At 46.1% G+C, this 19635-nt stretch carries 15 protein-coding genes; 6 read left to right on the forward strand and 9 right to left on the reverse strand.

Annotated elements, in window-relative coordinates; all coding sequences use genetic code 11:
* Positions 1–50 precede the first annotated feature (50 nt).
* Together H6F52_RS04195 and H6F52_RS04200 are read right to left on the reverse strand one after the other, a co-directional pair.
* On the reverse strand, positions 51–1178 hold the full coding sequence (locus H6F52_RS04195; RefSeq protein ID WP_190411606.1) for an ATP-binding protein: 1128 nt from the start codon (positions 1176–1178) through the stop codon (positions 51–53).
* 9 nt (positions 1179–1187) lie between these two features.
* Positions 1188–3497: a CBS domain-containing protein gene (locus H6F52_RS04200; RefSeq protein WP_190532144.1), complete on the reverse strand. Its 2310-nt coding sequence runs from the start codon at positions 3495–3497 to the stop codon at positions 1188–1190.
* A 662-nt stretch (positions 3498–4159) separates the two neighbouring features.
* Here H6F52_RS04200 and H6F52_RS04205 point away from each other — a divergent pair.
* Positions 4160–4747 carry a Yip1 family protein gene (locus H6F52_RS04205; protein ID WP_190411608.1) on the forward strand — a complete coding sequence of 196 codons (588 nt, stop codon included), beginning with the start codon at positions 4160–4162 and terminating at the stop codon, positions 4745–4747.
* A gap of 252 nt (positions 4748–4999) precedes the next feature.
* Here the strand turns inward: H6F52_RS04205 and thrS are convergent, their stop codons facing one another.
* Positions 5000–6826 carry a threonine--tRNA ligase gene (gene thrS, locus H6F52_RS04210; protein WP_190411609.1) on the reverse strand — a complete coding sequence of 609 codons (1827 nt, stop codon included), beginning with the start codon at positions 6824–6826 and terminating at the stop codon, positions 5000–5002.
* A 173-nt stretch (positions 6827–6999) separates the two neighbouring features.
* On the opposite strand from thrS, the gene H6F52_RS04215 reads away from it, so the two are divergent.
* Entirely contained in the window at positions 7000–7329 is a 330-nt protein-coding gene (locus tag H6F52_RS04215) for a DUF2605 domain-containing protein (protein ID WP_190411610.1), read from the forward strand.
* Positions 7330–7448: 119 nt separating this feature from the next.
* The gene (locus H6F52_RS04220) at positions 7449–7763 is read left to right on the forward strand and encodes a DUF2973 domain-containing protein (protein WP_190411611.1); all 315 of its coding nucleotides are present in this window, start codon (positions 7449–7451) and stop codon (positions 7761–7763) included.
* Positions 7764–7880: 117 nt separating this feature from the next.
* On the opposite strand, the gene H6F52_RS04225 is transcribed toward H6F52_RS04220, so the two are convergent.
* Positions 7881–10178 (reverse strand): amylo-alpha-1,6-glucosidase, encoded by a 2298-nt coding sequence (locus tag H6F52_RS04225; RefSeq protein WP_190532147.1) that lies wholly within the window; start codon positions 10176–10178, stop codon positions 7881–7883.
* Between the two features lie 428 nt (positions 10179–10606).
* On the opposite strand from H6F52_RS04225, the gene H6F52_RS04230 reads away from it, so the two are divergent.
* Positions 10607–12106, forward strand: coding sequence for a glycoside hydrolase 100 family protein (locus H6F52_RS04230; protein WP_190432495.1), 1500 nt, complete (start codon positions 10607–10609; stop codon positions 12104–12106).
* A 7-nt stretch (positions 12107–12113) separates the two neighbouring features.
* Here H6F52_RS04230 and H6F52_RS04235 read toward each other — a convergent pair whose 3' ends face one another.
* From H6F52_RS04235 to H6F52_RS04250, 4 genes are all read right to left on the reverse strand, one after another.
* On the reverse strand, positions 12114–13163 hold the full coding sequence (locus H6F52_RS04235) for a glycosyltransferase family 4 protein (protein ID WP_190532150.1): 1050 nt from the start codon (positions 13161–13163) through the stop codon (positions 12114–12116).
* 75 nt (positions 13164–13238) lie between these two features.
* A complete protein-coding gene (locus tag H6F52_RS04240) occupies positions 13239–13601 on the reverse strand; it encodes a hypothetical protein (RefSeq protein ID WP_190411615.1) in 363 nt (120 codons plus the stop codon).
* 138 nt (positions 13602–13739) lie between these two features.
* Positions 13740–13916, reverse strand: a complete 177-nt coding sequence (locus H6F52_RS04245; protein ID WP_190532153.1) for a hypothetical protein — start codon at positions 13914–13916, stop codon at positions 13740–13742.
* 227 nt (positions 13917–14143) lie between these two features.
* Positions 14144–15526: a cytochrome P450 gene (locus tag H6F52_RS04250; protein WP_190532156.1), complete on the reverse strand. Its 1383-nt coding sequence runs from the start codon at positions 15524–15526 to the stop codon at positions 14144–14146.
* Positions 15527–15816: 290 nt separating this feature from the next.
* Between H6F52_RS04250 and H6F52_RS04255 the strand changes: the two genes are divergently transcribed.
* Positions 15817–17097, forward strand: a complete 1281-nt coding sequence (locus H6F52_RS04255) for a sodium:proton antiporter (protein ID WP_190427775.1) — start codon at positions 15817–15819, stop codon at positions 17095–17097.
* A gap of 46 nt (positions 17098–17143) precedes the next feature.
* Here H6F52_RS04255 and mutL read toward each other — a convergent pair whose 3' ends face one another.
* Positions 17144–18883 carry a DNA mismatch repair endonuclease MutL gene (gene mutL, locus H6F52_RS04260; protein ID WP_190532159.1) on the reverse strand — a complete coding sequence of 580 codons (1740 nt, stop codon included), beginning with the start codon at positions 18881–18883 and terminating at the stop codon, positions 17144–17146.
* Positions 18884–19084: 201 nt separating this feature from the next.
* Between mutL and H6F52_RS04265 the strand changes: the two genes are divergently transcribed.
* Positions 19085–19618, forward strand: coding sequence for a rhodanese-like domain-containing protein (locus tag H6F52_RS04265; protein WP_190411620.1), 534 nt, complete (start codon positions 19085–19087; stop codon positions 19616–19618).
* Positions 19619–19635 lie beyond the last annotated feature (17 nt).

Below are 19635 nucleotides of genomic sequence, written 5' to 3' on the forward strand. Positions count from 1 at the left end.
CGAATTGCGAAATAGACTATTATAGACTCTACCGTTTAACAGCCTGCTATCTATGAAGGAACGTTTTTTTCCGGCATTACGCAGATGTTCAATGGCAGCATGACTGTAAAAGTAGTCCCCACTCCAACTTCACTATTTACAGCAATCTCTCCACTCTGTAAGTCTAAACATTTTTTGACAATCGTTAGTCCTAGTCCATGACCGGGAATACTACTCACATTTGTCGCTCGATGAAATGAGTCAAACAATAGTTCTCGGTCGCCTGGAGGAATGCCAATTCCGTTGTCTTTTACCTGAAAAACTGCCTCTCCATTCTCACACAAAAGTTCAAAGTAGATATTGCTGCCTTCGGGTGAATATTTGATAGCATTCCCTAACAAATTACTAAATATATGCCGCAGCAGTTTTTCATCCAAACAAGCATCAGTACACTCACCTTGATTTGTGAAAATAATTCTATGTTTTGAACCAGAGCTGAATTGCATATGGTCTACCAAATCCCGGCAAAAGCATACTAAATCCAGGGGTTTTGGCTTGCATTCTAGTTTTCCTTCGTCTGCTTTTCCAAACTCTAAAACTTCGTTTAATAAATTGTTCAGCGAATGAACCGAGGTTTGAATAAGATAGAAATACTCACGTCTTCTAAGTTCTGTTAATTCGTGGCTATAAGATTCCAGTAGTTCAGCAGAAGATAAAATTGCGGTCAGCGGGTTACGGAATTCGTGGGCAACCATGAACCAAAAGCGAGATTTAAGTTCGCTTAATTGTTTTTCTTTTTCAAGAGCTACGCGAGTTGCTGCTTCGGCTAAATGTCTGCGAAGTGCGATTTCAATCGTAGTATGTAAATCTCTTTCATCAAACGGTTTAATTATATAGCCAAATGGATCTGTGATTTTGGCTCTTTCCAGGGTTTTTTTATCGGCATAAGCAGTTAAATAAATTACTGGAATATCGAAGTTTTTATGAATTTTTTCAGTGGTTTCTATTCCATCCAATTGTCCTTTCAACATAATATCCATTAACACTAAATCGGGCTGAATTTCCAATACTTTTTGAATCGCTTCCTCTCCCGAAGCAACAGAAGCGACAACGTTATATCCTAAGCGTTGCAAGCTCTTTACGATATCCTTGGCAACAATTCTTTCATCTTCAACTACTAAAATTTTTTCCTTTGCCATTTTTTTTATTTATGTCTTCCTAATGTTGCCGATTTCTGAAAATGTGATAAAAAAGCTTGTCCCTCTACGACTATCAAGTTCGATAGTCCCGTCTAATTGTTCAGTGAGGGTGCAGACTAACTCCAACCCCAAGGATTCAGTATTCCGGAAGTCCAAGTCTTTCGGGAAACCGATTCCGTTGTCACTGACGTTCAAAATAAATTGATAATTGCCGTTTGAGTAAATATTAATACAAATTTCCTTATCGATACTGGGCGTTGGAAAAGCGTGTTTTAAGGAATTGGACATTAATTCATTGATAATTAGACCACAAGGAATCGCTGTATCAATGTTTAGGTTAATGTCATTAACGTTTGTTTTCAGCGTAATTGCCTGAGAGCTTGCTTTGTAGGAACGAAGTAAATTTCCTGCCAGGTCGCGAATATACTCAGCAAAGTCTATCCTAGATAGGTCTTTGGACTGATACAATTTTTCGTGAATCAGAGCCATCGAGCGAATGCGATTCTGACTGTCCTTGAACATTCCCAGAACCTGTTCCTCTTTGGTATAGGCAGATTGCAGCTTTAACAGACTAGAAATAATCTGTAAATTGTTTTTGACGCGGTGGTGAATTTCCTTCAGTAGCACCTCTTTTTCTTTAAGCGAAGCCTTGAGTTGCTCTTCTGCTCGTTTGCGTTCGGCGAGTTCAGCTTGTACTTGCTGATAAAGTTCAGACTGCTGAATTGCGATCGCTACTTGCGTTGACAATTGTTTGAGCAAATCAATCTCAAACTCCCGCCACCGCCTGGGTCCCGAACAGTGATAGGCGCACAGCAGACCCCACAAATGTTCTCCTTGCAGAATCGGAACCACGAGACTCGCTCGGATATCATACAAAGCCAGGATATCGATGTGACATTGGGTTAACCCGGTGGTATAAATATCTGCTGTGACTTGAATACGCCCTTTTTTGTAGGCTTGGGCATAATTCTTCCCAAAGCAATTGTCGTGAATTGTGCTACTTAGAGCAGGTTGCCAGCCCTCAGCAACCGATTCGACAACGACAGTGCCACTCATATCTGGATTAAAACGGTAGATAATCACGCGGTCAGTTTGGAGAAATTGCCGCACTTCAGCGACGGCGGTGTTCAGAATTTCGTCCAAATTGAGTGATTGATGAATGCGAAGGGCAATTGTGGTTAACAGGCGATTGCGCTCAAGCTGTTCCAAGAGTTCCGCTGGGCTTTCCTGTCCTTGAGGTTCTAGGGTTTCATTGGGCGGGGGGAGAGAGGATTCGGCTTCAAACTGCTCGATCGATTGCTGCAATTGCTCTACTGCTGTAGATATTTGTGTGAGATCGAGCGTTTGCAAAAAACTGGTTTGGGTAACAATACCTAACAGCTCCCTGGGATTCTCCGACACCACAACTCGCTGCACCTGGTGCTGCTGCATTTCCCAAAGGGCAACTAACACTGAATCTGAGGGGCTTAAAGACAACACGGATGCCCTCATTACCCTAAACGCCTGTATCTGCGATAAATCCAGGCTGAGAGCCTGAAGATCGATGATGTCCCGTTCGGTGACAATCCCTACTGGCTTCAGGAGGGTTGTTAGCGTAGCGGTAGGTCGCACGTTTTGAGTTTTGTTAGTGTAGCGATGCGTAGGAAGTTTTGAGTGTTGAACCTTTGCTTCGCTCAAGGGATCGGGTTGAAGTTTTGAGTTTTCAATAGAACTCGACTCGGAACTTTCTTCTGTAAGCACAACACAATTGACCTGGTGTTCTGCCATTAATTGAGCTAAGCTCAGCGCCGAAGCCGTCGCCGGTGCTTGAATAACTGGGGCAGTCATCACTTCTGTCAAAGGCTGCGATTTGATTAGCTCATCGAGGGGCAGTGCTTGGCGAATACTTTCTAGGGTGATGACGCCTACCACTTGCCCTTGCGCGTCTATAACAGGTAGGTGGCGAATTTGATGCTGGCGCAGGATTGACAATGCTGTGAAAATATTCTCTGTGTCAGATTCAGTCAGAGCGATGCTCGGCTGCGTCATCACCGAGGCAATCTTGACTTCTGCTAAATTGATTCCTGAGGCAATTACCTGGATAGCATCTGTGTGGGTAAACACTCCGATTAACTGCAACCCTTCTACTACAAAGACAGCGCTAGCTCGTGCCTCGCTCATTAGCACTGCTTCTGGGGGTATCTTCAAGCTAGGAAGTACGCAACTGCTTTTCGCTTTGCCCATCATGGCGATCGCGTCCATCAGTGGGGTGTCAGCCGATACAGTCAGAGGACGACGATCGATGACAGATTCTAAGCTAAGCAATCCCTTTGTTGGCATGGGTCAACCTGTGTATTATTGCGGTGTATTGCAGTGGGCGATCGCATACTTGCATTTGCAATTCCTCTATTACCAAATAGATTTTGCGAAAAGCAGTTGCTCCTTCACTTAGGATTCCCGCCAGAACTGTATTCGGTATCACATCGCCGCCTCGCAACGGGATTTATTTGACACAAATTGCCTTCACACAAGTTGCCGCGCCTTTTGCGGTACAGTCAAAATTCACCAATCGCTACTACCGGCACCCTATTTGCGTGCCCTATTTGCGTGCAGGAAGGTAAATCTTTGATTCGTCTCTAGGCTTCGCGTGCTTTTACCCTCATTCATCAAATTCATGACAGCAAGAAAACATCCCCGCAACCGTGAAATCCCATATGATTCGGATGTTTTACCAGGGCGATCGCTTTTTTACCACCTCCACCTTAGCTAGATCCTACCTAGCCAGAGAGTTAAGACAAAACCCTTTTTAGCATACCTTTTGTCAACCTCTTAAATCCTCTTACTAAAGGAATATTTAAATGGATATTGATTTGACTAATATCTGTGCTGGCAGCATCTGACAAAAGGGTGAAATCCTAATAATTGGGAAGATATATAGTGTTTAGCTGGATTGGGGCTTAAAATCAGTTCTGCTACATCAAATCAATAAAACAAAGTGAAAAATGAACTTAATTAAGCGCATTCCAAATATCCTGTTGCACCCCAAAAGTGAGTGGCGAGCGATCGCAAAAGAAACAACCTCTAGCGCTAGATTGTATAACACCTATATTGCTCCTCTGGCAGCGATCGCTCCAATCGCCGCAGCGGTTGGTTGGGCAGTTATCGGCATCAATACCTCTAGTATCGTTACGTCTCGGTTGCCCTTAGTGCCAGCTATTTTATATGCAGGTGTTAGCTTTTTACTAACACTATTAAGCGTATTTTTCTTGTCGTTGATTATTAATGCTTTCGCTCCTCAATTTTCAGCCGAGAAAAATCAGCTACAAGCTCTTAAAGTTGCTGCTTATGCCAACACACCTGCCTGGTTAGCCGGTATCCTCCGTATCATCCCAAGTTTCACGATTTTCGCATTTCTTGCTGGGTTGTATAGCGTATATCTGCTATATCTGGGATTGCCGATTGTGATGAAATGCCCGAAAAATAAAGCAACTGCCTACACTGCGGTAACGCTTGCGGGTGCGGTTGTACTGTATGTATTTGTTATCGGGATTAGCAATCTATTTGTTAGATTTCCCAAACCAGCACTCTAAAAAATGTTGGAATCGGCAGGCACTGGGAAGCTGAAAAATATCAATATTAAACGGATTTATAGCGTGCAATATAAAGGCGGAACCTCACCCCCAGCCCCTCTCCGTCAACGGAGAGGGGGAAAGATTTAACCCCTCTTTGCAAGCGGAGAGAGGCTGAGCTGGGGTGGCATTTTTGCTGTTATTGAGATGCACCCAATTGAAAAAGGGCACTCTTTTGGAGTGCCCCTATATGAACTATGAACTGGCAACTTCTTAAAAATTGTCGAAGTTAGCGATCGCGTTTTTCATCTTCTCCAACACTTCTTCTACAGGAATGACCCCCACATCGCCAGCCGCGCGGGTGCGAATACTCAGGCTATTTGATTCCAGCTCTTTCGCCCCTACCACCGCCATGACAGGGATCTTGTCCTTTTCGGCATTGCGAATCATTTTGCCCATGCGATCGCCGCTGGTATCGACTTCCACGCGAATACCGAGCGATCGCATCTTCTGTGCCACTTCCTGAGCAAAAGGCAACTGGGCATCGCTCACCGTCAGCAATCGCGCTTGGACTGGCGCTAACCACAGCGGGAAATCCCCCGCATACTCTTCAATCAAGATCCCGATGAGCCGTTCCAAGGAGCCAAAGGGAGCGCGGTGAATCATCACCGGACGCTTCCGGGAACCATCCTCCGCCACATATTCCAAATCAAACCGTTCTGGCAGGTTGTAATCCACTTGGACAGTCCCCAACTGCCACTCGCGGTCTAAGGCATCGCTGAAGATAAAATCCAGTTTCGGGCCATAAAATGCGGCTTCGCCAATGCCTTCAAAGTAGTTCATGCCCAAGGTTTCCACGGCGCGGCGAATCGCTCCTTGAGACTTCTCCCAAGCTTCATCGGAACCGATGTACTTATCTGAAGCCGGATCGCGAAAACTGAGTCGCGCTTTGAAGTTTTTCAGTTGCAGACTCTTGAACACCGACAGAATCAAATCCACCACTTTCAGGAATTCGCTGTCTAGCTGTTCTGGCGTCACAAATAAGTGAGAATCATCCACCGTGAAACCGCGCACCCGCGTTAAGCCGCCCAGTTCCCCAGATTGCTCGTAACGGTAGACGGTGCCAAATTCCGCCAGACGCATCGGCAGTTCCCGATAGGAACGCAACTCGCTCTTATAGATTTGGATGTGGAAGGGGCAATTCATCGGCTTCAGGACGAATCCCTGTTCTATCGCCGCCGCCTGCTCATCTTCCGCCATCAGCGGGAACATATCCTCTTTGTATTTCTGCCAATGTCCGGAAGTTTTGAATAAATCGACTCTGGCAATGTGAGGCGTCACCACCTGCTGGTATCCGCGTTTCAGCTGTTCCTGCTTCAGGAAGTCTTCTAAAACACTTCGCAACACCGTTCCTTTCGGCGTCCACAGAGGTAATCCCGGCCCCACCGGATCTGAGAAAATAAAGAGTCCCAGTTCTTTGCCGAGTTTGCGGTGATCTCGGCGTAGCGCTTCTTCCTTGCGGCGCTTATATTCAGCCAGCTGTTCTGGCGTTTCCCAAGCGGTGGCATAAATGCGCTGGAGTTGAGCTTTCGTTTCATCCCCCCGCCAATAAGCACCGGCAACACTTTCGAGTTCGATTGCCTTCGGATTTAACTCACTGGTATTTTCCAAATGAGGGCCAGCACACAAATCCCACCATTGATCCCCCAAGTGGTAGATGGTAATTGGTTCCTCAATGTCTTCTAATATTTCTAGCTTGTAAGGCTCATTAATTGTCTTGATCCGACCTTCAGCTTCCTCGCGACTGACTTCTTCCCGAATCACCGGCAATTTCCGATTGATGATTTTGACCATCTCTTTCTGGATGGACTTCAAATCTTTTTCGGTAAATGGCTCTGGATTATCAAAGTCATAGTAAAAGCCGTTCTCAATCCAAGGGCCGATAGTCACCTGCGCTTTGGGAAACAGCTTTTGCACCGCCATTGCCATAACGTGGGAAGCGGTGTGACGGATTTTCTTCAACGATTCAGATTCGCTGGTACGGGGCAAATACATTTTTTCTGGCTGTTCTTGAGACGCTGGAGATTCTGAGACGCTCATCGGCGGTTCCATAAGGACGAAGAAACGGGCAATTAATCGGGTGTTACTGCCTCTATCATACCGAGGTTGTTTTTCCCTGGCGATGTGGTTGTTGTTTAAGAGAATCTAAAAATATTATTACGAATTGTAAACTACGTTAAGATTAAATTTAGATAGTATTCGGTTTTTGATTCATGGCTGCTTCCAACTTGCCTGAAAATGAATTGCTGAAAACGGTATTACAACCGCTCTTAGAAGATTTTCAGTATTGGTTTGCGCGATCGCGCGCTCTCTTAGAAACTGAAGAAATTACTTTTTTAAGTGCCCAACAGCAATCCGACTTACTGGATCGAGTCAAGCTTGCTCACGCGGAAGTCAGCACCGCTCAGATGCTCTTTCAAGCGACTGATGCTCAAGTTGGCATTGAAACGTCAGTTCTGATGCCGTGGCACCAGTTGGTTACTGAGTGTTGGCAGGTGTCGATGCGCTTCCACGCTGAGCAATCCACTTCCACGAACAAGTAAATCTAAGGGCGAAACATTTTTACGGAAAATCCGGGGGCAAGCATTACCGTTTCGCCACGAATGCGAAAGCCCCTATTGACGAACATCCCATTAGACTGTGCGGCTTGGAGGAAAATCGTATGTTACACCTGCTTTATTTAATTGCCTTTACTGTTCTGGCGTTTCTTGCTATAGGGAATATGCTCCGCAACTTGTTAACCATCAGTAGTATGGATTCTCAACGGCGCTACCCACCAGGGATGCAGTCCCAATTTAGAGATTCTCGCTCTCCTTATGGGTCAATCCCACACCCGGAACTATTAGATGATGCCGGGAACCCGATTAATGAACCGCTTCTCGTGATGCGTTCCATGACCGTAGAAGACGCCCGCGAACAATTGGACGCCCTCTATAAATCTTCTCCCGGTATCAATGGGGACACCGAGGAAGCATGAATCAGAGCTATTTCAAAAGTAAAATTGGATAATTTAGCCGAAAAATTAGCAAGGTTTTTTAGAGACTGGCAATCAGCTTGATAGAGCTAGGTGGGCATTCCCCACCCAGCTTCTAAATCAAGCTTCAATCACAACCCGCAAATTACCGCGTTTTTTGGCAACCCGACAGGCAGTGGTATTGCCGGAACGCTCAAATTCCAAATCCAGCAAAGTCTGCCCCACTCTCAAGTTCTGTAGCGCTAGACGATTAATCGACTCCGGCAAAGCAGGATCGATAATCCGCAAGCAGTTATTGGGAGCATCGGGGACTAAATTTACCATCATTTGCAGCAACTGGAAGATACTGCCGGTTGCCCAAGCTTGAGGAGAACAAGCGACGGGATATTTGACCGTAGTGTTATCTTCTGTGCGTTCGTAACCGCAGAAAAGTTCTGGCGGTCGTTGATAAGGTTGCTGTAAAGTCATATCAATTAAAGCTTTGGCAAGTTCCAGCGCTTGATCGATTAGACCGAGCGATCGCACCCCCATCGCAATCATTGCATTGTCGTGAGGCCACACAGAACCGACATGATAGCCCATCGGATTATAAGCCGGTGACAAACTACTGAGGGTGCGAATTCCCCAGCCGTTGAACATATCCGGTGCCCGTAGCCGTTCCGCCACGCTATAAGCTTTTTCTGGTGTCAAGATGCCCAAATACAGACAGTGACCGGGGTTAGAAGTAATACTATCAACCTGATTGCCGTCGCCATCCAAAGCCAAGGCGCAGAAATCTTCCTCTGGCATCCAAAAATCCCGATTGAAGCGATTCTTCAAATCTCTCGCCTCATCTTGCCACCTGTCGGCTAAATCAAGGCGCTTCTTCATGCGGGCAATTTCTGCCAGACGGATTTTGGCAGCATAGACATAAGCTTGCACTTCACAAAGAGCGATCGCGCCCATCGCCATCTGCCCCTTGCGATTCACAATACAGTCGCCAGAGTCTTTCCACCCCTGATTCGCCAGACCCCGCTTCGATTGGCGTTGGTAGATGAGATAACCCGTTTCCTTGCTGTTGCGGTCAATCCAATCCATTGCCGCCAAGGCATTAGGCCACAGTAGCTCTAGGGTTTCCCGATCGGCTGTCCAGGCAAAGTGTTCCGCATACAGCATTAACCATAGCGGGGTCGCATCTACGGTGCCGTAATAAGGTGTATGGGGAATTTCTTCACAACGCGCCATTTCACCCAACCGCAGCTCGTGCAAAATCTTCCCTGGCTGCTCATCGCGCCACTCATTATCCGTCTTCCCTTGGTATTCAGCCAAGATCGTTAGGGTTTCGCGGGCAATTGTCGGATCGAGCATCAGCGTTTGCGACGCTGCAATAATCGAGTCGCGCCCAAACAACGTCGAAAACCAAGGCACCCCAGCCGAGAGTACCTTCCCTTTGCCGAAAGACTGGCGCAGTAAATAAGTATCCTGCTCGGCTCGCTCGATCGCTCGATTAAACGTGTTTTTGTCTGAGCGAATCCCGGTTACGTGTTGACGCCACTCTTGCTGCTCCGATAACTCTGCGGCTCTAGCCTGTACCAGTGTGACTGGGGCAGATACCCTAGAAGTGGGACGGTTATTGGTACGCATTTGCAGCCGATAGCCCAGTTTTTGAGTTTCGTGAGGCTCCATCTCCAGCTGCCAAACTGCCGTATAACCACTGAGAGTGTCTGGCTGGCGATGAACAAACTCGATGTGCGATTCCATTACAGAGCCATCCAACCCTTGATAAGCGAGCGTCATTTCTTGCTTTTCGGGTTCTGCGGCTTGACTTTTAGGCACGGCTCGTAACAGCTGCCCCTTGTTTTTTCGACCGTACCCCCGGACTACAAATAAGTCCACAAAATCCGCATCAAAGCTGAGGCTAAGTTGAAAGCGAATGGAACTGGTGCTGTAGTTGGAAACAGTTAATTCTTCAAACAGCGCTCCATTTAGGACAATTTCTCGGTTAATTCCGATGGTGTCGGCTCGAAGAGGTGCAAAGTCAAAAATTGCCCCGCCGTCAATTTGCTCATTTGGCTCTAATTTATCCCCTCCCTCTAATCGCTCTCCTCCGTCCATGCTGGGATTGGTACACAGAACTGAAAGGGCAAATCCTTTGTCAGCTGTGCTACTGAGCAAGACGGGGGAGCGTCCGTTAATTTGCAGTTCCAGGCGACTAAGGAACCGCGTATCGGCGCAGAAAAGCCCCATGCTGGCATTCATGTCATCGCCTAAACACCCGGCAATGTTGCCCAGGGTATCGGTGACTAAAAACAGGTCATTGTCTTTAATAGTAAGAGTCGGTTGGGGGCGATCGCCAAGAACGCAAGGCCACTCTGGAATGGGCAGCTCTTGTGCGGGAACAAAGGTTTTTCCGTCCAGTTCAAGAATATCCGGTGCCATGAATCAGGTTTCTGCTCAAGAATACAGGGTCTTTGTGAGGCTTTAATCAGGGTCACACGATCTAATTTAAAACCTTACCCATCGCTACTGATATTCAGTAGAGGATCGAGGTTTCGACAAATGTGCCCTTTTTATACTTCTACAAATCTAATCAACGATCCGCTCTATCGTTCGGAGAGAACAAAATTTCCAATTTTTTTCCAACTCTCTTACTGCGGACGGATTTTTTCTTCGCTCAACCTGGTCAATCATGCCCTTTGCGGGGATGACGGCGTTAAATGGAAATTCAACAATACACCACACCCTGCATTCTATAGTACGCTCTATTTAAGGGATTATGTTGCACAATTCTCTGGCTTAAAAGTGTCTGTGATGAAGCAGCATCTCGTATAATAGATTGCTCTAGAAATTAAGGAGGTTCGCATCTGATGGGAGTAGAGGCACTGGAAATAGAAGCATTACAAATACTGGTGGATTCGCTTATCTCTTATAAAGGACGGCTGGTTGGAACTCCAGCCGCTCATACTTATAAAAAAGATAAAAATGAAATAAATATCCCCAAAAAAGTTAGTAGAGATACGCTGAATTATGACCAAGTTTTTATTCGTGATTTTGTTCCAGTAGCACTTTTATTTTTAGTTAAAGGTGAATTTTCCGTTCAACTTGATAACAAAAAAGAGGTGACAGTCAACGGCAAGGAAATTGTCAAAAATTTTCTAGAAGTAACGTTAGAACTACACCAGCAAGAAAGATCCGAAACTTTTTTGAATACGGGTCGAGTTTTAATGCCAGCTAGCTTCAAAATTATTAAGAATAAGAAGGGCAAAGAACACTTAGACCCCGATTTTGGTCAGCACGCGATCGCTAGAGTCACGCCAGTTGATTCTAGCCTCTGGTGGATTATCCTGTTGCGGGCTTATTGGAAAGCGACGGGCGACACCTCTTTAGTCCATCAAGCCGACTTCCAAGAAGGAATCAGATTAATTCTGGAACTTTGTTTTAGCGATCGCTTCGATCGAGAACCTACTCTCTTAGTTCCCGATGGAGCTTTTATGATTGACCGTCGAATGGGCATCTATGGATACCCACTAGAAATCCAAGTCCTATTCTACGCTGCCTTGCGTGCTGCTGATGAGCTACTCGACCGCAAAAATCACAACAATAAAGATATTCTCTCAGCGATAGAGAAACGATTGGGTTCTCTGGCTAACCATATTCGGACTGAGTATTGGATGGATATGGATCGTTTAAATCAAACCTATCAGTACAATGTTGAGGAATATGGGGCAACCGCTATCAACAAATACAATATCTATGCCGCATCTATTCCTTATGCTAATTTAGACGAATGGCTGCCAGAAGACGGGGGTTATTTAGTTGGAAATATTGGCCCATCGCAGATGGATTTTCGATTCTTTTCGGTTGGTAACTTGATGGCAATCGTTTGTTCCTTAGTTACCAACGATCAGTCCGAAAAAATCATGAATCTCATCGAAAAACGAGATAAAGAGCTAATTGGACAAATGCCTTTCAAAATCTGTTATCCAGCCATAGAAGACGAAGATTGGAGAATTTTGACGGGTTGCGATCCTAAAAATAGCCCTTGGTCGTATCACAATGGGGGAAGTTGGCCTGTTTTGATGTGGATGTGGGCAGCCGCCGCTCGAAAATTGGGTCAAGATTCAAAAGAAGAAGAATATATGCAGTTTGCAAAAGCAGCAATTGAAAAAGCTGGAAAACGTTTGCAAAAAGAAGATTGGCCTGAATATTATGACGGGAAAAGCGGTCACTTAATTGGTCGAGAAGCCAGAAGGCATCAAACCTGGACTTGTGCCGGGTATTTATTAGCAAAAGAATTGATGACGCCCTCTGGTTTAGATCCCTTAGAATTAATCAAATTCAAGGAAAAAACTTATGCCAAAAATTAGTAATTTGCTAGTGTTTTACTCGTTCCGGATTCCCCATTAGCGTCATTTGATAAGCTCGTTCATACTCATCCACCATCGTCTTGACGCTAAAGCGATTCAAAACGTAGTCTCGGCACGTCTGGCGGTTTAAGGTTATCGCTTGTGGAATTGCGTCAATCATTTCTTGCAGAGAGTGACAAACAAATCCACTCTTGCCATGCGCGATGACTTCTGGCACCGAACCCATCGCCATTCCAATCACCGGCGTCCCCGTTGCCATCGATTCAATCATTACCAAGCCAAATGGTTCCCGCCAGGTAATCGGGAATAGCGTCACGGTGGCACCTCCTAGTAACTGCGCCTTTTCTTCGTGAGAAACTTCACCGAGATATTGGATTTGTTCGCCATCAATCAGCGGTTTTATCTGTTCATGAAAATAAACTTTGTCTACCGGGTCAACCTTACCTGCCATTTTTAAAGGATAGCCGCTGGCACGAGCAATTTTTATTGCTCCTTCCGGACCTTTTTCTGGGGAAATACGCCCCACAAAGGCTAGATAGGGCGGTTCAATTGGTTTTTCCTGAAAGGGATATACTGCTGGGTCGATGCCGTTGTAGACCGTATGGATGTAATTTAAACCGAGTCGGGGTTCTCTCTGAGCTTCACTGATACTGATATAAGGCTCCCATGCAAATTGCCGGAATATTTTCTCATTATCTGGCGTGAAAATGCCGTGTGTGGTGTGTACGGTCGGCGTCTTCACAAAAGGCGTATAGGGCAGAGCTGCATAGCCGACATGGGAGTGAATAATATCAAAGTGATGCGCCTGTTGATAGACCTGAGAGAGCATCATTAGCTCATAAACTCCAGGCTCTTTAATCTTTGAATCTAAGCGCAGCGCCTGGTTATGCACTGACTTCATCTGAGCTTTTGTAATCGAGTCTCCAGAGGCGAATAATGTTACCTGATGACCGCGCCGAACTAATTCATCAGTTAGTAAACTGACAATGAGTTCAATCCCGCCGTAGCGAAAAGGTGGCACTCGTTCCCACAGCGGTGCAATTTGGGCAATTCTCATAAGAAAAACTGGAAGATGACAATCTTCAAAATCTTAGCTTAGTTTGCTCTGTTTAGAAACTAGATGTTTTCACCGTTAGCGATATTTGTTGCGAATCACATTGCGGATACTCCAGTAAAAGTTACTCCACTCTTCTACGAAGGTTTTAAGCATGAGAAAAGCGAAACATATAATTCCTACTGTAATCGCAGCGGCTTTTAAAAGGCTTATCTGGGCACCCGCTATTTTAAATATTCCAGCACAGACTAGAGCAATGATTCCTCCAATTATTATGGATTTTACAGTTTTAAAAACAATAACGATAATCACCATAAATATAGATTCTAATCCTGAAAACAAGACATTTATCGCTTTAACTAACTCATTTCCATAACTTAAAAGTAACCAACTACTAATCCCTAAACCTGCACAAATTAGAATAATGTTAAGTATTATCATTATTTTGCCCTGATTAGTTCTTACCTAAAGATACTATGCTTCAAAAAATCTGAGAATGAAGAAAACACTTAAAAGTTCCAGATTTTAACCAGCCTTTAGCTAAAAATACATAGAAATTGAGCATTTACTTCACCATATTTACAAAATCGTTGTTTTTCTCAATCTTAAACCAGAGGCGATCGCTACCAAGATAGCGATCGCCTCTGGATGTCCTGACTTTAAAAATTGCTGAATCCTGTAGAGGCGGTGTTTTCCCGCCGCTGCTGTGAATTGCAAGAGGACATGGGAAAGAAGATTTGGTACCAAGACTTGCATATTTTAAGCCCATGACCTTTTCATTAGAAGAGAGGACTGAAGGCAGAAGGAATCAATAAAAGTCAGAAGTGTGCAAATTTACTAGAGATTCTCACAAGCCATTTTTGCAGTGTATAGAGTCTTTTGAGATATCTTCAGTCGTACCTGTTAGTTTTCCAAGCGTTTCTTGTAAATTCTGATTGGACTGGCTAAAGCTCAAACTCAATGACAATTGAGCGAGCAGTCATTTATGCAGAAGTAGAAAGGGGCTGATGTGTTGGAGTATTCTGGGGACGCTGACTGGTGACAAGCATCTGCATCGTTGACGGGGGTGCTAAGGTAACGCCACGACGGACAGGTTTAACCGGACGTTTATCGGTGAGAGCCAGTTGATAACGAGAAAGCATCTTCGCCAGTACCAGCTTCATTTCAAACAAGGCAAATGCCATCCCGATACAACGACGATTGCTGCCACCAAAGGGCAAATATTCATAAGGAGAAAATTGCCGTTCCAAAAAGCGTTCAGGCTTGAAAGAATTTGCTTGGGGGTAGATATCCTCACGGTGATGAACCAGATAAATACAGGCAGCAAGCGGTGTACCGGCATCAAATTGATAGCCCATCAGTTGCACTGGCGATCGCGTAATTCGACCAAAAGTAAATATCGCCACTGGATAAATTCGCAACGTTTCCGAGCAAACAGCGTTGAGGTAGGGAAGTTTAGAAATGGCGCTGACATCTGAAACATCCCCAACACTATTGAGTTCCTGGAGAAGCTTGTCATGTACCTCTGGTTGACGGTGTATCCAATACAATGCCCAAGCGATCGCTGAAGCCGTGGTTTCGTGACCCGCCAACAGGAGGGTCATTAACTCATCGCGCAATTCTTCATCCGTCATTGGTTGCCCATCAGTATCCCGCGCAGACATCAGCAGCGTGAGAATATCTGTGCGATCTGGATCGAATTGCTCCCGGCGTTGCTGAATCTCATCGTAAATGAGTCGGTCAACTTGCTGCCGTTGGCGAAGAAATTTTCCCCAAGGACTCCAAGAACCCAAATCTCGTTGGAGTGATGGAAAAAAGAGGACGGCGGATGAGAGGGGAGAACTCACAGCATCCAGCATCGAAGTAAGGAGTCCCTTGAGTTCCTGGAAACGCTGACCCTCATTGATGCCAAAGACAGCGCCTAAGATGGTTTCCAGAGAAATCTCTTGCGCGGTGGCACGAATTAGGAAGGGTTTGCCAATCGTTAGCCGATTCATGACTTCCTCGGTAATGTCACAAATCAACTTGCCGTAAGCTCGCATTCGTTCCCCGTGAAAGGGGGGAGTCAATAGCTGTCGCTGGCGCTGGTGGCGATCGCCATCTAGTAATATCAGAGATTGGTCGCCCAGCAAAGGTTGTAAAATCTTATTCCCACTACCGCTGTTAAATTGTCTGGGATCTGCCGTTAACAGCTCCTGAATTCCTTGCGGATTGCTAATGAGTACATACGGGGGAAAGCCACCCCAGCGGGCTGTGAAGCAGTCACCATAAGCTTTAACAGACGTTTCTAGGTACTGCACGGGCTGGGAAATCCATTGGAGTAGTTGCAGGAATTGCGGCGTCTGCGGCCCATCAGGCAGTGTCATAGCGTTTTTCCTTTTATTTTTTCCTTTTATCGATCGCAAAACTAAGCTAGCAGAGGCAGCGATGCGATCGCTGTAATCTGGAGCGAAAACCTTCCACTAGAAAACCTTCCACTACAGGATAATTTGGCGTCAGGGTTTAGAGGCTTTTCAGGAGTGCGATCCTCAGCCTTCAGTCGTAAAAGTGGATCGATCGCATTTTGTCTAAAATCTAGCCCGGTGATGATTTGGGGTCTTCGGCAACTCAGTAGAGTTCAGAGGGTACTGTTTTCAACTATGCGATCGCTAAATGTATGCTCCAAGTCCTATTCCCTCCTGTATCTATCTATATTCTTGACCTGTTGGTGATTGGTCTACTCCTGCTGATGGTTACTTTGGGATCGGGCTGGATTAAACGATTACCCCTCTCCTATGCCATCATTTACCTGCTCGTGGGTATCGGATTAGGGCAATACGGGCTTAAGTTAATTCAGATACGACCAGACGCCGAATTTCTGGAACGACTAACGGAATTTGTGGTGATTGTCTCCGTCTTTAACTGCGGTCTAAAGATGAATCGCCCACTCAGATTAAGGTCGTGGAACACAACAGTGCGGTTGATTGGATTTCTGATGCCGATTTCAATTTTTGCGATCGCTGCGGTTGGTCACTGGTTTTTAAAAATGGATTGGGGACCAGCGATTTTACTCGGTGCAATTCTCGCGCCAACCGATCCAGTCTTGGCTTCAGAAGTTCAGATGGGAGATCTAAAAGATAAAGATGAGCTGCGCTTTGGTTTAACTTCGGAAGGGGGTTTAAACGATGCGCTCGCTTTTCCGTTTGTTTATTTCGGGATTCACTCCTTAAAAGATAGCAACTGGGACAACTGGTTTAAACAATGGGTAGCGGTTGATTTACTTTGGGCGATCGCAGCTGGCATTGTCATGGGAATTATCGCGGCAAAAATGGTTGTTTTGGTTGACCAGCAACTGCAACGTTTCCGCCAGGTCGATGAGTTGATGGAGGATTTTGTTGCTCTCAGTACGATTTTAATTACCTATGCTTTGACAGAAATTGTTAACGGCTACGGCTTTTTGGCAGTTTTTGTGGCTGGAGTCGTCGTTCAGCGGAGTTACCACGATCCCGAAAAGAAAATTTCGCAATTTGAATTCACCGAACAAGTTGAGAAATTACTGGAAGTTGCAACAATTTTGATCTTAGGAACGCTATTGCGGTATGAGCCGATTCGCCAGTTTGGTGGTCAGGGTCTCTTGGTAGCAGTCTTGTTGATTTTTTTGATTCGACCTCTGGGAGTTTGGATTAGTTTTCTCGGTCGTCGCTACCCCTCTGAAACCCGCTTTTTGTTTGGCTGGTTTGGCATTCGTGGCGTTGGTTCTTTATATTATCTTTCCTATGCTTTTGGCGAAGGTTTAAAAGATACTTTGGGCGAACAAATTGCCTGGATTACTTACATCGTCATCGTGATTTCTGTATTTTTGCATGGGATTAGTGCTACTCCTTTGATGAATTGGTACGAACACAATATCAAGAGAGAAGGGAGGAAAAAGAAACAAAAGGTTACTGCTGATTCTTGATAATTGAGTAAGGACACGGCATTGCCGTGTCCTTACTCAATTATTTCTAAATCCCATGACTTTTGCCAATTACCCAATGACGGCGGAAGAAACGCGAAAGTGATGATTCTTCCAGGGACAAATAAATTGGACGACCGTGGGGACAAGTGCGAGGATGACGAGTTCGCTGCCATTGCTCTAAGAGAGTTTGCATCTGGAGCAAGCCGAGAGGAGTCCCGTTGCGGATGGCGGTGCGGCAGGCGATCGCTACTTGAGCGGTTTGCAAATCTCCACCTAAACTGAGTTCCACTAGGGCGTCGGCACGATCTTCTCGCTCTCGTAAGGGTGCGGGTGCCGTGCGAATCGCCCACAGTTGCTCGCCAAAAGGTTCAATCTCTAAGTTGATCTGTTCGAGTTGCTGGATCTGGGCGGGAGAGAGATGATTCAAGATGACGGGGGGTTCTAGGGGGACGAGTTGCCAAGCTTGGCACAACTGCTCGTATAAAACCCGTTCGTGGGCTATGTGCTGCTCCACCAACCACACCCCAGCCGGATGCTCTGCCACAATGTAGGTGTTGTGAACCTGGGCAACGGCTCGGAGTTCCATCAATCCGATCTCATCCGTTTTCTTTGCCTGAGTATCCGTTGGCTGCGATTGAAGGGAACGATTGACGCTGTAGGCACTTTTCGCTTCCGCTGCTTTGATCAGGCGGCTGACTCGCTCTGGGGTTTTTTCCAAAATCGTCCCCACATTCAGACGCAAGGCTTGCTCAATCGCTGATGTCACCTGTTCTTGCCAGTAATTGAGCTGGTTCAAGTAAATTTCTGCTTTGGCAGGATGGCGGTTCCAGTCTATTTGACTGGCACAAATGAAAAGATGGAGAAAACAAATCGGGTAGCGATCGCGCGGTAGCGTTCGCATTAAAGCCCCCAGGATCGTTTGCTCCAGTTCCGGCGACTTTACGTGCCTTCCATTCATCGCCACCCGTACCCAATCGGGACGGCGGCGATGGCATCTATCTGGCAAGCCGAGTACCACTGTCAGGGTTGAGTTTTGACGGGAATTGGATTCTCCCCGACTCCCCGGCGCGTCGGTTCCTGCTTTTTCTGGAACGGTTGGCACTTCCACCGTCAGATGCTGCAAATCACTCGGTCGGATTTCCCGGAGAATTTGAGGCAAAATCTGTTGTGCGGTTTTCCCAGGACTAATGGTGAACCATTGGCGGTCATTTTGCTGAACCTGCCAGGTGACATGAGGATGACAAAGGGCGATTTGCTGAATCGTGGCTTGCACTGATCTGAGTTGTTGGGCGACGGAAGGCATTCCCTGACGCCGCGCCAACCAATTGCCAAACAGATTAGAGACGGTGACAACAGTACCGGGCGCGATCGCTACAGTTTCCACCTGCACGAATTCCCCGACTGAGTTATAAACCACTCTCCAACCTTCACAACTTCCCGCAGAACGACTAAAAATCTCCAACTCTGCTAACGCTGCCAAACTGTGCAACGCCTCTCCCCGAAATCCCAGACTGCTAATTTTCCACAAGTCTTCTAAGTCGCGGATTTTGCTAGTGCTGTGGGCAGTTGCAGCTTCTTTCAGGTCTACCAAGTCCATTCCGCAGCCATTATCTGCGACTCGCACCCGCCACTGTTCCGGCGATAGGGAGATGCTGATGCGGGTTGCACCGGCGTCAAGGGCGTTTTCCGCTAATTCCCGCACTACAGCAGCCAAAGAGTCAATGACTTCTCCAGCGGCGATTAAATTTACTACCTCTGCCGGTAGAGTTTGAATACTAGACACCATGAGATCCAGTTTAGTTTAGGCGAGAGTTGCTGTTTATTTGCCGCAATTTTGCCGAAAATATTTGTCAATTGGGATAGGAATTCTAACACTTTACTCTGCCTAAAGAAGGATTATTTAAATGTTCTTTCTCCAGAAAGAGAAGTTAAATATCAAATTTTGATTAAATTTCCATTGAAGAGATCAATTACTTAGAGTTTTTTTATGAGTGACATTCAAAACAACATTGAAGGCGCTAAAGACAAAGCCGTAAGTGGCGTTGAAAGCGCTAGTGCCAAGGTTCAAGACACCATTTCTAAGGCAAAAGAAGCCCTTCCAGATATTACTCCCACCCCACCGGGAATGAAAACGCAGTCCAGCGTGAATGACCTGAAATCCCGTCTGGAATGGGGCGAGCCAGCTTTAACAATTCTCGATGTGCGCGAGCGCGGTGCCTTCAACGAAGGCCACATCATGGGAGCCATGTCCATGCCGATGGATGAATTAGTAGAGCGTGCGAAAACTAGCCTTCGTCCCGCCCGCGATATCTACGTCTATGGCGACAGCGACACCGAAACCTCTCGCGCAGCTTCCGAACTTCGCTCGGCTGGATTCCAGTCCGTGGCTGAACTCAAAGGCGGTTTTCCTGCATGGAAAGCGATCGCAGGTCCTACAGAAGGGGCTGCTGAATCCCAAAATCCTCCAGGAGCACCGGGATACAATCCTGTCTCTGCAACCAAGAGTCAGGTACAAAAGTAGATTTAGCGATTTGTCAG

Source organism: Coleofasciculus sp. FACHB-542 (genome assembly GCF_014695825.1).
Lineage (GTDB): Bacteria > Cyanobacteriota > Cyanobacteriia > Cyanobacteriales > FACHB-T130 > FACHB-T130.

Coding starts and splice junctions, on each gene's coding strand:
- H6F52_RS04195 (WP_190411606.1), bottom strand. CDS start 1,178: ATGGCAAAGGAAAAAATTTTAGTAGTTGAAGATGAAAGAATTGTTGCC.
- H6F52_RS04200 (WP_190532144.1), bottom strand. CDS start 3,497: ATGCCAACAAAGGGATTGCTTAGCTTAGAATCTGTCATCGATCGTCGT.
- H6F52_RS04205 (WP_190411608.1), top strand. CDS start 4,160: ATGAACTTAATTAAGCGCATTCCAAATATCCTGTTGCACCCCAAAAGT.
- thrS (WP_190411609.1), bottom strand. CDS start 6,826: ATGAGCGTCTCAGAATCTCCAGCGTCTCAAGAACAGCCAGAAAAAATG.
- H6F52_RS04215 (WP_190411610.1), top strand. CDS start 7,000: ATGGCTGCTTCCAACTTGCCTGAAAATGAATTGCTGAAAACGGTATTA.
- H6F52_RS04220 (WP_190411611.1), top strand. CDS start 7,449: ATGTTACACCTGCTTTATTTAATTGCCTTTACTGTTCTGGCGTTTCTT.
- H6F52_RS04225 (WP_190532147.1), bottom strand. CDS start 10,178: ATGGCACCGGATATTCTTGAACTGGACGGAAAAACCTTTGTTCCCGCA.
- H6F52_RS04230 (WP_190432495.1), top strand. CDS start 10,607: ATGGGAGTAGAGGCACTGGAAATAGAAGCATTACAAATACTGGTGGAT.
- H6F52_RS04235 (WP_190532150.1), bottom strand. CDS start 13,163: ATGAGAATTGCCCAAATTGCACCGCTGTGGGAACGAGTGCCACCTTTT.
- H6F52_RS04240 (WP_190411615.1), bottom strand. CDS start 13,601: ATGATAATACTTAACATTATTCTAATTTGTGCAGGTTTAGGGATTAGT.
- H6F52_RS04245 (WP_190532153.1), bottom strand. CDS start 13,916: ATGCAAGTCTTGGTACCAAATCTTCTTTCCCATGTCCTCTTGCAATTC.
- H6F52_RS04250 (WP_190532156.1), bottom strand. CDS start 15,526: ATGACACTGCCTGATGGGCCGCAGACGCCGCAATTCCTGCAACTACTC.
- H6F52_RS04255 (WP_190427775.1), top strand. CDS start 15,817: ATGCTCCAAGTCCTATTCCCTCCTGTATCTATCTATATTCTTGACCTG.
- mutL (WP_190532159.1), bottom strand. CDS start 18,883: ATGGTGTCTAGTATTCAAACTCTACCGGCAGAGGTAGTAAATTTAATC.
- H6F52_RS04265 (WP_190411620.1), top strand. CDS start 19,085: ATGAGTGACATTCAAAACAACATTGAAGGCGCTAAAGACAAAGCCGTA.